The sequence below is a fragment of the Novosphingobium sp. CF614 genome (genome assembly GCF_900113255.1).
Classification (GTDB): domain Bacteria; phylum Pseudomonadota; class Alphaproteobacteria; order Sphingomonadales; family Sphingomonadaceae; genus Novosphingobium.
In genome coordinates this window covers 1-11,824 of sequence record NZ_FOOR01000027.1, presented here as the reverse complement: position 1 = coordinate 11,824, position 11,824 = coordinate 1, and the positions used below count along the sequence as shown (strand labels likewise).

Genomic DNA, 11,824 nt, shown 5'->3' with positions numbered 1-11,824 from the left:
AGTAATGCATACAGTTTTGCGCTTGGCAAGCTGTCCCGCGCGCCAGGAAAATCCATTCCGCCGGGTGATGCAAAAAAATCACAAATGTTAACGTCTGACAGGTGCGGGCACGGCGCGTCGAGCGCTCCTGGCGTGCTGTGCCGGCGCCGGGCACAGCTTGGCTAGTGCAGGCAACAAGCCCCTTGCTTCCCATGAATGCCGGGGCGATAGCGGCCTCCATGCAACAAGCATCCACCTCCAACCCTGATGCGTTCCCCGCGTTCAATTCCGCGCAAGTCACGCTGCTTGTCCGATTGCTCAAGCTTGGCAGCCTGGTGAACGGCCCGATGAAAGACGGCGTCTGCGAACCGGCGGACGTCACGCAGCTTGAACTCAAGGTCTTGATGGCGCTGGTGGGCGAAGGCGCGCTGGCCGGGCATGACCTGGTGGAGATCATGGGCGTGCCGCCGATGAACGTGAGCCGCGCGATCGCGAGCTTGCGCGCGCGTGGCTGGATCGAAGATACGATCGATCCCGACAACCGCCGCCGCAGGCCGGTGCGGCTGAGCCTGGCCGGAATCGCGAAGTGCGAAAGCCTGGGGCCGCGCCTGGAAGATGTCGCAACCGCGCTCGTCGGCAACCTGACCACGCGGCAGGCGCGGGAATTCGCCAAGGCCGCCGATCGGATCATCGACAACATGGCCGACTGGATCACCCGCCATCACGGCGATGTCGGCATGAAGCGGTAGGCGCTTGGAATAGACTTCAGCGCTTCTCCTCGACCGGCAGGAATGCAAAGAGCACCAGCGCGACGAGAGAGCCCGCCGCCATGATGATCGAAACCGCCATCAATCCGAGCTCCTCGGAGAACAGCACACCGGCAAGATAGGGCGACAGCGCCGCGCCGCCGCGTCCGATGCTGAGCGCGAAGCCGGTTCCCGTCGCCTTGACATGGGTCGGGTAGCTGGCGGCGAAAGCTGCGTAGAAGCCGACGATGGCGGCATTCGTAAACAGCCCGGTGAGGACGACTGCCCAGGTCCATCCACCCAGCGTCGTCGCGCCCAGGCCGAAACGCGCCACCATGATTACCGAGATCAGCAGCGCCGCCATCGTCGCGCGCTTGATCCCGAAGCGGTGCATGCACCAGCCGAAGCAGGCCCCGCCGATGGCCCCGCCCAGATTGGCATAGGCCAGCACGCCCGCGCCTTGCGCCTTGGTGAAGTGTTGCCCGGCGAATTGCGGATCGGAGATGATCGAGGGCGCCATCTTGAGGATATAGTAGAAACTCAAGGCGTGCGCCGCATAGCCAAGCGACAGGACCAGGGTGGCGCGCGCATAGGCCGGTTTGAAAATGTCCACCAGGCTGGCGGCGACTTCGTGCGGTGCCTGCGTCCCCAGCGCGTCGATCGGGGCATGGCCAAGCCGCCGAAGCGTGCGGTTGATCTTCTCGAGCGCACCGGCTGGCCGCGCTTGCGCCAGCCAGGCCGGTGTTTCCGGAATCAGCCACAGGACCAGCGGGAGACAGATCGTCGTCATCACCCCGCCGAACAGGAACACCGCCCGCCAGTCATGCGCCGTCAGCAACATCGCGGCGATCAGTCCACCAAGGAAGGCGCCGATGGGATAGCCGATGACCATGATCGACATCGCGAAGCTGCGATACCTGAGGTTCGAATATTCGAAGGCCACCGCGTTGATCGCGGCAAGCATTCCGCCGATCCCCAGCCCGGTAATCACGCGATAGATCGAAAGCGACTGCGGCGATGCGGCCGTGGCGGCGAGGAACATGCCCGCCGCCATCAGCATCAGGCAGGCAAGGATCGTCGGTCGGCGGCCGAACTTATCGGCCGCCCCACCCAGAAACAGGGAGCCGATGCCCATGCCGATCAGTTCCATCGACAGGATCGCGCCAAGCCCGTCGGGCCCGAGATGCCATTCCTGCTTGATGCCCGGCCCGGCAAACGCGCTCGACAGCACATCGAACCCGTCAAGCGCGTTCAGCGTGATGGTCAGCGCCACCGCAGCCCACTGGCGCAGGCGCATCGGCCCATTGTCGATCACGGCTCTGGCATCGCAATTCGGCATAGCGGCCTCTCTCCCCTCTTACCCGTCCGGCGTCTGTCGTGTGCAAGCGCCCGACAGCCCTTAGGTCTTGTCATTCCTCGTTTTCGGTACAATTGTTAGTAAAACATACAATATGAGTCGAGAGCGATGACGATGGCGCATTTTCCGACGACGGCGAGTTTCACGGGAATGAACATGCCTTCGAGGATCGAGGCGGACATAGCCGACCTGGTCCACGAAGGCACGATACCGCAGGAGCTCGATGGCGCGTTTTTCCGGGTCCAGCCCGATCCGCAGTTCCCGCCTCGACTGGGGGACGACATCGCCTTCAACGGCGACGGCATGATCGCCCGGTTCCATTTCCACGACGGCCGGTGCGATTTCCGCCAGCGCTGGGCCAGGACCGACAAGTGGAAACTGGAAAACGCGGCCGGAAAGGCGCTGTTCGGGGCCTATCGCAACCCGCTGACCGACGATCCCTCGGTCAAGGGGCGATATCGTTCCACCGCGAACACCAATGCCTTCGTGTTCGCCGGCAAGCTCTGGGCGATGAAGGAGGACAGCCCTTCGCTGGTCATGGATCCGGCGACGATGGAAACCTATGGTTTCGAGAGGTTCGGTGGAAGAATGACCGGCGAAACCTTTACCGCGCACCCCAAGATCGACCCCCGGACCGGCAACATGGTGGCGATCGGCTATGCCGCGTCGGGCCTTTGCACCGACGATGTGACGTACATGGAAGTTTCCCCGTCGGGCGAACTCATCCGCGAGGAATGGTTCAAGGTTCCCTATTACTGCATGATGCATGATTTCGGTATCACCGAGGATTACCTCGTGCTCCATATCGTGCCTTCGGTCGGCAGCTGGGACCGGCTTGAACAGGGCCTGCCGCACTTCGGCTTCGATACAACCATGCCGGTCCATCTCGGGGTAATCCCCCGGCGCGACGGATTGCGGCAGGAAGACATTCGCTGGTTCAAGCGCGGCAACTGTTTCGCCAGCCATGTGATGAACGCCTTTCAGGACGGATCGAAGATCCACTTCGATACTCCGGAATCGAAGAACAACATGTTCCCCTTCTTCCCCGACGTCCATGGTGCGCCGTTCAATGGCCTCGAGGCCATGAGCTACCTTACGCGCTGGACGGTCGACCTGGCTTCGAACGGCGACGAATTCGAAAGCGTGAAGCGGCTCACGGCGACTGCCGGGGAATTCCCGCGCATCGATGATCGCTATGCCGGCCTGCCCTATCGCTATGGCTGGATGCTTGAAATGGACCATGGCCGGCTGGTGGAACTGAGGGGCGGCAGCGCCGGCGGCCTGCTGATGAACTGCCTGTGCCTGATCGACCACCAGACCGGCCGCGAACAGCACTGGTGGTGCGGTCCGGTCTCGAGCCTGCAGGAACCATGCTTCATCCCCCGCAGTCCCGATGCACCCGAAGGCGATGGATGGATCGTGCAGGTCTGCAACCGGCTGGAAGAGCATCGCAGCGACCTGTTGCTGTTCGATGCGCTCGATATCGAGAAGGGGCCGATCGCCACCATCATGGTTCCGATCCGCCTGCGCTTCGGCCTTCACGGCAACTTCGCGCCGGCGGACGCCATCGGCCTCTGATCGGACGCGGATGAGCCCGATCGCAGCAAAGTCGCTCCGGCGTCAGTCGATCAGGAATTCCACCGGCGCCGGCACGGATCGGGCAAGGCTCCAGGTGAGCGCGGCGTCGATCCCATCCATTTCGCCCGCCCGCCGCGTGGCGACGCCCATGCCCTGGACCAGCGCGACGAAGCGGCTTCGCGTACCGTGGGCATCAGATCGGCTCGCCGGCCGCGCGGGCACGTTCGACCAGCCGCTCCTCGTCGCGGCGCGCGCGAACTAGCAATACGAGCAGCATGAGGACGATCGCCGGCGCGACCCAGTTGATGCTCTTGATCGCATAGGCCAGGTCCCCGCCGTTGGCATCGGAAACCATGCCCACCGCATAGGGCCCGATGCCAAGGCCGACGATGGTCATGACGAAGATATAGATCGATCCGGTGATGGCCCGCATCCGTGGCAGTACCTGGTCGAACATCACGGCATAGAGCGGCGGCAGCCACATCGTCAGCACCAGGCTGTAGAACGTGAAGCGCAGATAGAAAGTCCCCGCGTTCCCTGCGGAATAGACCCAAAGCGCGAGGAACGGGGAAACGGCCAGGGCGAAGATCACGATCAGCACTCGCCCCGCCCCGGGAAGCAGTCGGTGGAACCAGTCCGATACGGGCCCGGCGACCAACGGCCCGATCACCCCCAGTCCGGCCGAAAGCAGGCCGAACTGCAAGCCGGTCTCGGTCGGTGACAGGCCATAGCTCTTCATCAGGAACGAGGGCGTGAAGCCCATGACGCCGTAGTTGATCGCAGATTGCAGCGAACCCGCCGCGATGCACAGCATCAGCGATGGCGATCCGGCCAGAACCGCATGGAGCGGCGGATCCGAAAGGCGCAGCGACTGGAACAGGTTGAGGATCACGTAAAACCCGAAGCCCACCACGCCCCATTGCAGCGCGTGCGGACCGATCGAAAGGCCGCTCAGTTGCAGTGCCGGGCGCGGGGCGACGGCCTGCGTTACCTCGGCCAGCCAGGTCATGGCGAGGACGATCGCCGCCAGGGTGCCAAGGTTGATCGCCCATTGCCGCCGGCGTGCGCCAAGCCGTGCCAGCATCAGCCAGTTGGTGAGCGGCAGGATCGCGGCAAGGACGCGCCAGCTGGCGCCGAAGGGATCGGGATCGGCCGGGCTCTTGATACCCTCGATCGCGCCGCGCTCGGGCTCAGGCAGGCGCCACAGCAGCAGCGCCAGCGGCACCCCCGGCAGCGCCGCGACCAGGAAGGCGAACTGCCAGCCGGAAAGTCCCAGCGGCGCGGCCCCGGCAAAGCGCAGGTCCCACCAGTCGGCGGCGATCCCCCCGATCATCGAGGAAACACCCAGTCCCACCGCGATCGCCGATGCCATCAGCGCCATGGCAAGGCCGCGCCGGGCCTTGGGGAAGTGATCGAAGACCATGCTGGTCCCCGCCGGCTGCGCCGCCGCTTCGCCGATTCCCACGCCAAGACGCGACAACGCCAATGTACCGAAGCCTCCGGCAGCGGCGGCCAGTCCGGTGGCGATAGACCATACGGCGATGCAGATCGCCAGCAGGCGCCCGCGCAGCCAACCGTCCGCCAGTCGCCCCAGCGGCAACGAGAACAACGCATAGAACAGCGCGAAGACGGTGCCGTAGAGCAGGCCCATCTCGGCATCGCCGATATGGAGGTCGGCCTTGATGCGCGGCGCCAGGATCGCCAGGATATTGCGGTCGAGCAGGCTCATCATCTGCGTGAGCGAAACGACCGCCAGCGTCATCCAGCCGGCGCGGGTCACCCTGGTGGCGGGGCCGCTCACAACTTGAACCAGTGTTCGGCGTTGGCCTGGAAGAATTTCTTCTTGGTTTCGGCGGGCATGTCCATCGCATCCATGGCGTGGACTTCGCGCGCTTCGTACTGGTAAGGATAATCCATCGCGTACATCACCCGGTCCTCGCCCATCACGTGCTGGCAGAATCGGATCGCTGGTTCCCAGGCCATGCCCGAATTGGTGACCAGCACGTTCGAGCGCATGTATTCGGCGATGGTCTTCCTGAGCGGCTTCATCCGCTCGTAACGCTTCGAGCGCACGCCGGCCTGGTGCATGTAGTCCAGGCGATAGAGCCAGTAGGGCAGCGCTTCTCCCATGTGGCCGACCATGATCTGCAAGTCGGGATACCGATCGAAGATGCCGATCGTGATGAGAAGCAGGAGGTGCATGCCGGTTTCGACCCCGAAGCCGAAGATCGCCCCATCGAGCCCCGCTTCCAACATCGGGCCGATCATCGAATCCGGCGGCGTGGCCGGATGGAGGTAGAGCGGCTGGCCTTCCTCGACCAGCGCGCGGAAAATCGGATCGTACTTGGGATCGTCGAGATATTCGCCCTGGGTATGGCTGTTGATCTGTACGCCCTTGAAACCCAGCTCGCGTGCGCAGCGATGCACTTCGCGCGCCGACCATTCGGGATCCTGCGTCGCCAGGGTGCCCATGCCGATGAAGCGATCGGGGTATTTCCCGCAGGCCTCGGCGAGCTGGTCGTTGGCACGCGAGGCGATGGCCTTGGCTTCGTCATGATCGCGCAGCGGCTGGACGCCCGGGGAGGTCAGCGCCAGCACCGCTCGGTCGATCCCGGTCGCGTCCATGTCGGCGATGCGCCGCTCGCCGAGATCGAGCAGGCGTTCCAGGATCGTAGTGGCGCGCTGGGAAGGGCTGGCGGCATAGAATCCCCAGAGCGAGACCATGCCCTTGTCCGCCTGGCCTTCGCGGATCATTCGCAGGAACACCTCGACCAGCTCCCGCGTGGCGAAAGCTTCCTCCGTGGCGATGCGCAAGTATCCGTGGCCCCCACCGGTCTTGAGTTCGCCCCTCGTTGATTCATCCGTCATGCCCTTCACCTCTTTCGATCCCTCGCCGCCGTTTCTCTATCCTTCGTGCACGGCCTTGGTGACCATGCAGGCCATCAGCCCCTCGATCCCGTCCTCGCTGCCATGGCCGGACCACTTCACCCCGCCGAAAGGCGCATCGGCCGCGCCGATCATGGTGGTATTGATCCCGACCATCCCCGCCTCGATCTCGCGCGCCAGGCGTCGCTGGCGCGCGGCGTCGCTGGTCCAGGCGTAAGCGGCGAGCCCGTAGGGCAAGCGGTTGGCCTCGGCGATCATCGCCGCTTCGTCGGTATAGGAATTGATGAGCGCGACCGGGCCGAACGGCTCTTCATTCATGATCGCCGCATCGATCGGCACTTCGGCCAGCACGGTGGGCGCATAGAAGTAACCCTGGTTTCCCGAACGCTCCCCGCCTGTCAGCAGCTTCGCGCCTTTCGCTGTGGCATCGCCGATCAGCCGGTCCATCGCCTCGAGGCGGCGGGGGTTGGCCATCGGGCCCATCTGCACGCCTTCTTCAAGGCCGTTGCCGACCCGGATCGCCGCCGCGCGCCCGGCGAAGCCGTCGCGAAACCGCTCAAAGGCATCCCGCTGGACGATGAAGCGTGTCGGCGAGACGCAGACCTGCCCGGCGTTGCGGTACTTGTGCGGCACCACGACGTCGAGCACACGGTCGCAATCGGCATCGTCAAATACCAGCACCGGCCCGTGCCCGCCGAGTTCCATGGTGGTGCGCAGCATATTGTCGGCGGCCAGCTTCAGCAGGTGCTTGCCGATCACCGTCGATCCGGTGAAAGACAGCTTGCGCACGACCGGGCTTGCCAGCAGGTGGCGGCTGACCTCGTCCGGCACGCCGTAGACCGCCTGGGCGACAGCGCCGGGCAAGCCGGCGTCAAGCAGGCATTGCAGCACGGCAAGGCCCGAGGCGGGCGTCTCCTCCGCCGACTTCATGATTACCGCGCAGCCCGCCGCGATCGGGGCACCCAGCTTGCGCCCCGGATTGCCGATAGGGAAGTTCCACGGGCTGAACGCGGCAACCACGCCGACCGGCTCGTGCACGACGGTCGATCGCTGGCCCGCCGGGCGGACCAGCTGCCGCCCATAGACCCGCTGGCATTCGGCGGCATAGAAGTGGAACAGGCCGACGTTCATCAGCACTTCGACGCGCGCTTCGGCGAGCGTCTTGCCTTGTTCCATCGTGGCGATGCGGGCGATCTCCTCCTGCCGTTCCAGCATCAGTCGCGCCGCGCCTTGCAGCACGGCGGCACGCTGCGGCGCGGGAGTGTTGCGCCAGATGGCAAAGCCGCGCGCAGCGGCTTCCAGGGCGCGGTCGAGATCGGTGGGTGCGGCCAGCGGCAGTTCGCCAAGCGCGGCGCCGGTGGCGGGATTGATTACCGCGTGGGTACGACGTCCGCCGCCGGAGACGCGCTCTCCGTCGATAATCATGCAGAGCGAGGGATAGGCAGTCATTCGGGAACAGTCTCCAGGGCTTCGAGACGCTCGATCTCTTCGCGATAGGGGCGGATGGCTTTGTACATGAGGATGGTGGCCGGGATGAGCAGCGTCGCCGCGCTGATCGTCAGCGTCAGCCACAGCTTGTGGGGATCGCCGACGATGAAATCCTGGATCAGGCCGACGAAGAACGCCCCCATCGCGCCAAAGAACGTGAACATGAACAGGTAGATGGCGGTTACCTGGCCGCGCATGGCGTTGGGGGCGATGCGCTGCACGGCGGCGTTTTGCGGCACCGCGCCGGCGAGCCCGAAGACGAGCCCGAAGCCCAGCACCACCAGCGCGCTCTCGCCGGTCGGCATCAGCGGCGAAACGATGTTGGTGACGGTAACGATGGCGAAGAAGATGCTGGCGGCGCGCACGTTGGCGTCCCTGTAGCGTTTGGCCAGCCACTCGACGAACGTCGCGCCGACGACCAGGCCAGTGAGCGAACCCACCAGCGCTACGAGGCCCAGCATCGCGCCGATCTGCGCTTCGTTCCAGCCGTAAGTCCGGATCATGAAGGGCACGCGCCAGAACTGCAGCCCGAACACGTCGACCGCGCTCAGCGCCAGCGCACCGAACAGCGGGTAAAAGACGCGAGGTTTGGCATGGATCGCCTTGAAGGCATCGAAACCCATGAACGTCAGGATGCGGCGCCCGGCTCCGGCATGCTGGGGCGGGCGAACACCGTCGGTCGCCGGGATCAACCGCTGCGGCTCGCGGATCGTCAGGAACAGCAGCGCCACCAGCAGCGCCGGCAAGCCGGTCCACACCAGGATCCATTGCCAGCCGAACATGCGTAGGGCGCCAAAGTGGCTGGGCTCCCATCCGGCCGTCATCATCACCAGCTTGCCGCCGATCCACGGCCCCAGTGTCGTTCCGCCGATGAAGCCGAACTGCAGCAAAGCGAAGGCGCGCGTCAGCTTCCTGGGCGGAAACGCGTCGGCCAGCAGTGAATAAGACGACGGTGCATGCGCCGATCCTCCGGCGGCGAGGAACACGCGGCTCATCACGAACTGGAGGAAGTTCTGTGCCAGTCCGCCCATGGCGATGATCGTGCCGATCGCGGTCACACCGCCCGCCAGCACGTATTTCCGCGGATAGATGTCGGCCAGGCGGGCCAGGGGAATTCCCACGAACAGGTAGCAGACGATGCTCGCCGGTCCGGCCAGGAAGCCCAACTGCGAATCCGTGAGACCGAAGTCGTGCTTGATGCGCTCGGCCAGCATGCCGAACACGACCTGATCGAAGAACGTGATGAAGGTGGCCAGCACGATGACGAACAGCGCCCAATAGGCCGCGGGCGCGCTTGACCACCTGCGCTCGCCGGCTGGCCCCGCGATTTCTTCGGGCATCACCGGGCTGGCGTGTCCGGCCATATCTTCTCCTCTCGACATTACCGCCGATCCGCTCGGGCGGTCGCGGTTTGGTTCGTGCTATTGTTAGTCTTGCATACAAAATGCGTCTGGTGAATAGTGCTTCGTGCGAAAGCGCGACAAACGCGCTGAATATGGAGAGGGCCATGCAGAACCTGCCGGGCAAGACGGCATTCGTGACCGGCGGGGCAAGCGGCATCGGCCTCGGCATTGCCAAGGCGCTGCTGGGCGCGGACATGAACGTGGTGATCGCCGACATCCGCCAGGACCATCTGGATGTGGCGACGAAGGAGCTTTCAGGCGGCGCGCGAGTCCTGGCGTTGAAGCTCGATGTCACCGACCGCGCCGATTTCACCCGCGCCGCAGACGCCGCCGAGGCGCGGTTCGGCAATATCCACCTGCTCGTCAACAACGCCGGCGTAGCCGTGGTCGGGCCCACGGAACTGGCTACTTATGCCGATTGGGACTGGGTCATGGGCGTTAACCTCGGCGGGGTAATCAACGGCGTTACCACGATCCTGCCGCGCCTGCTCCGCCACGGCGAGGGCGGACACATCGTCAACACCAGCTCCATGTCGGGCATGGTACCGGTGGGCGGGACGACGATCTACTCGACCGCCAAGGCCGCCGTGCTCACGATGATGGAGACGATGCGCCCCGAACTCGAGGCGCGCGGAGTCGTGTGCTCCGCGTTCTGCCCCGGCGCGGTCCAGTCCAACATCGCACGCGCTGGCGAGACCCGGCCCGCGCGGCTCGCCGATTCGGGCTATGCCGAGGCCGACCGGCGCCGCACCGAGGGCGGCGAGTTCTTCCATCTCTACATGACCAAGGAGGAAGTCGGCCAGCGCGTGCTCGCCGGCATCCTCGCCGACGAACTCTACATCCTGACCCACGGCGAATTCCTGCCCGGCGTGACCGATCGGGCCAATGCCATGATCGCTTCGGTCCCCGTCAAGCGCCCGCAGAACGAGAAATACAAGGCGACGTTCGCGATGCTGTTCAACTCGTCGGTGTGGGCGGACGAAATCGCGCGGCAGAAGGAGCTCAAGGCATGATCGACTTCGCGGGCCGCACGGCTTTCGTCACGGGAGGGGCCAACGGCATCGGCATCGGCATCGTCCGCGCGCTCCTGGCCGAGGGGTGCAAGGTCGCCGTCGCGGATATCCGCGAGGACCATATCGAGCGGGCGCTCCGGAGCCTCGACAACCAGATGGTCATGGGCGTCGAGGTCAACGTCGCCAGCCGCGAGGAGATGGCACGCGCCGCCGATGCGGTGGAGGCCCGGTTCGGTCCGGTGACGCTCCTGTTCAACAATGCCGGAGTCAACCTGTTCCAACCGATCGAGGAATCGAGCTGGTCGGACTGGGACTGGGTGATGGGCGTCAACCTCGACGGCCCGATCAATGGGGTGATGACTTTCGTCCCGCGCATGATCGCCGGTCGCAAGGGGGGGTATATCGTCAACACCGCCTCGATGGCGGGCTGGCTGGCGAGCGGATCGCCGGGTATCTACAACACCGCCAAGTTCGCGGTGCGCGGGATGAGCGAGAGCCTGCGCTACAGCCTGGCGCCGAAGGGCATCGGCGTGTCCTGCGTCTGCCCTGGACTGGTCAAGAGCTACATCTATGCCTCCGACGATATCCGCCCCGACGGACTGAAGGCCGATGCCCGTCCGGTCGACCGGGAGAACGTCAAGCGCCTCGCCGGCATGCACGAGGTCGGCATGGAGCCCGATGTCATCGCCGCTCGCATCCTCCAGGGTATGCGCGAGAACCAGGCCTACATCTTCCCCATGCCCGATCACCGCGAGGAGCTTGCCGAATACTTCCAGGAAGTGCTCGCCGATTACCGTGACTACCCCGAAGACCCGGGCTACGATGAGCGGATCAGGATCGAGGCGTTCCGCCGCCAGTCCTATAAGGCGGCGCGCGAAGCGGCTCGCAAGGCTACATGAGGAGGGCAGGATGATCGTCAACGCGCTCGATCACGTCAACATCATCACCGCCGATCTGGATGGCACGGCCCGGTTCTACAACGAACTGCTGGGGCTTGAACGCCGCGACGCGCCGCCGCCGCTTAGCCCGCGCAACGCGCAGTGGATGCATGACGGCGCGGGTCGGGCGATCATTCACATCAACAGCGAGGACTGCCCGCGCACTTTCGATCGCGCCACCGTGACCAGCCCGACCGGCGCCTTGCACCACGTCGCGCTCAATTGCTCGGGCCATGACGAGATGCTCGCCCGCCTCGATGCGCGGGGGGCGACCTATCAGTGCAATTCCGTGACCGCGATCGGGCTGCGGCAGATATTCACCATGGACCCCAACCAGGTCCTGCTGGAGCTCAATTTCTTCGGCGCCTGAGGATCAGCGCGCGCAGCCGCCGCACCATGCGCCATGGACGAGAACGTAAGCCGTCACGGTCAGCCC

Annotated in this window: 11 protein-coding genes; 5 read left to right on the top strand and 6 right to left on the bottom strand. The window is 65.0% G+C overall.

Annotated elements, in window-relative coordinates; all coding sequences use genetic code 11:
• The first annotated feature begins 218 nt into the window (after positions 1-218).
• Positions 219-728, top strand: a complete 510-nt coding sequence (locus BM052_RS17515) for a MarR family winged helix-turn-helix transcriptional regulator (protein WP_177198539.1) — start codon at positions 219-221, stop codon at positions 726-728.
• Between the two features lie 16 nt (positions 729-744).
• Here BM052_RS17515 and BM052_RS17510 read toward each other — a convergent pair whose 3' ends face one another.
• Entirely contained in the window at positions 745-2,064 is a 1,320-nt protein-coding gene (locus BM052_RS17510) for an MFS transporter (RefSeq protein WP_091148978.1), read from the bottom strand.
• Positions 2,065-2,196: 132 nt separating this feature from the next.
• On the opposite strand from BM052_RS17510, the gene BM052_RS17505 reads away from it, so the two are divergent.
• On the top strand, positions 2,197-3,660 hold the full coding sequence (locus BM052_RS17505) for a carotenoid oxygenase family protein (RefSeq protein ID WP_091149006.1): 1,464 nt from the start codon (positions 2,197-2,199) through the stop codon (positions 3,658-3,660).
• Between the two features lie 42 nt (positions 3,661-3,702).
• On the opposite strand, the gene BM052_RS17500 is transcribed toward BM052_RS17505, so the two are convergent.
• Genes BM052_RS17500 through BM052_RS17480 form a run of 5 tightly spaced genes read right to left on the bottom strand, consistent with a single transcriptional unit; the run spans position 3,703 to position 9,398 of the window.
• Positions 3,703-3,882, bottom strand: coding sequence for a hypothetical protein (locus BM052_RS17500; RefSeq protein WP_091148976.1), 180 nt, complete (start codon positions 3,880-3,882; stop codon positions 3,703-3,705).
• Positions 3,854-5,461, bottom strand: coding sequence for an MFS transporter (locus BM052_RS17495; protein ID WP_255406239.1), 1,608 nt, complete (start codon positions 5,459-5,461; stop codon positions 3,854-3,856). Before BM052_RS17495 ends, BM052_RS17500 begins: the two co-directional genes overlap by 29 nt.
• Complete coding sequence (locus tag BM052_RS17490) at positions 5,458-6,528, bottom strand: amidohydrolase family protein (RefSeq protein ID WP_091148975.1); 1,071 nt, start codon at positions 6,526-6,528, stop codon at positions 5,458-5,460. The genes BM052_RS17495 and BM052_RS17490 overlap by 4 nt, the downstream gene beginning before the upstream one ends.
• Before the next feature lie 36 nt (positions 6,529-6,564).
• Entirely contained in the window at positions 6,565-7,995 is a 1,431-nt protein-coding gene (locus BM052_RS17485; RefSeq protein ID WP_091148974.1) for an NAD-dependent succinate-semialdehyde dehydrogenase, read from the bottom strand.
• Positions 7,992-9,398 carry an MFS transporter gene (locus tag BM052_RS17480; protein WP_255406238.1) on the bottom strand — a complete coding sequence of 469 codons (1,407 nt, stop codon included), beginning with the start codon at positions 9,396-9,398 and terminating at the stop codon, positions 7,992-7,994. The genes BM052_RS17485 and BM052_RS17480 overlap by 4 nt, the downstream gene beginning before the upstream one ends.
• 143 nt (positions 9,399-9,541) lie before the next feature.
• On the opposite strand from BM052_RS17480, the gene BM052_RS17475 reads away from it, so the two are divergent.
• The 3 genes from BM052_RS17475 to BM052_RS17465 are packed head-to-tail and all read left to right on the top strand — an operon-like array spanning position 9,542 to position 11,758.
• Positions 9,542-10,450, top strand: a complete 909-nt coding sequence (locus tag BM052_RS17475; RefSeq protein WP_091149002.1) for an SDR family NAD(P)-dependent oxidoreductase — start codon at positions 9,542-9,544, stop codon at positions 10,448-10,450.
• On the top strand, positions 10,447-11,349 hold the full coding sequence (locus BM052_RS17470) for an SDR family NAD(P)-dependent oxidoreductase (RefSeq protein WP_091148971.1): 903 nt from the start codon (positions 10,447-10,449) through the stop codon (positions 11,347-11,349). Before BM052_RS17475 ends, BM052_RS17470 begins: the two co-directional genes overlap by 4 nt.
• Before the next feature lie 10 nt (positions 11,350-11,359).
• Positions 11,360-11,758 carry a VOC family protein gene (locus BM052_RS17465; protein ID WP_091148969.1) on the top strand — a complete coding sequence of 133 codons (399 nt, stop codon included), beginning with the start codon at positions 11,360-11,362 and terminating at the stop codon, positions 11,756-11,758.
• The last annotated feature ends 66 nt before the right edge of the window (positions 11,759-11,824 follow it).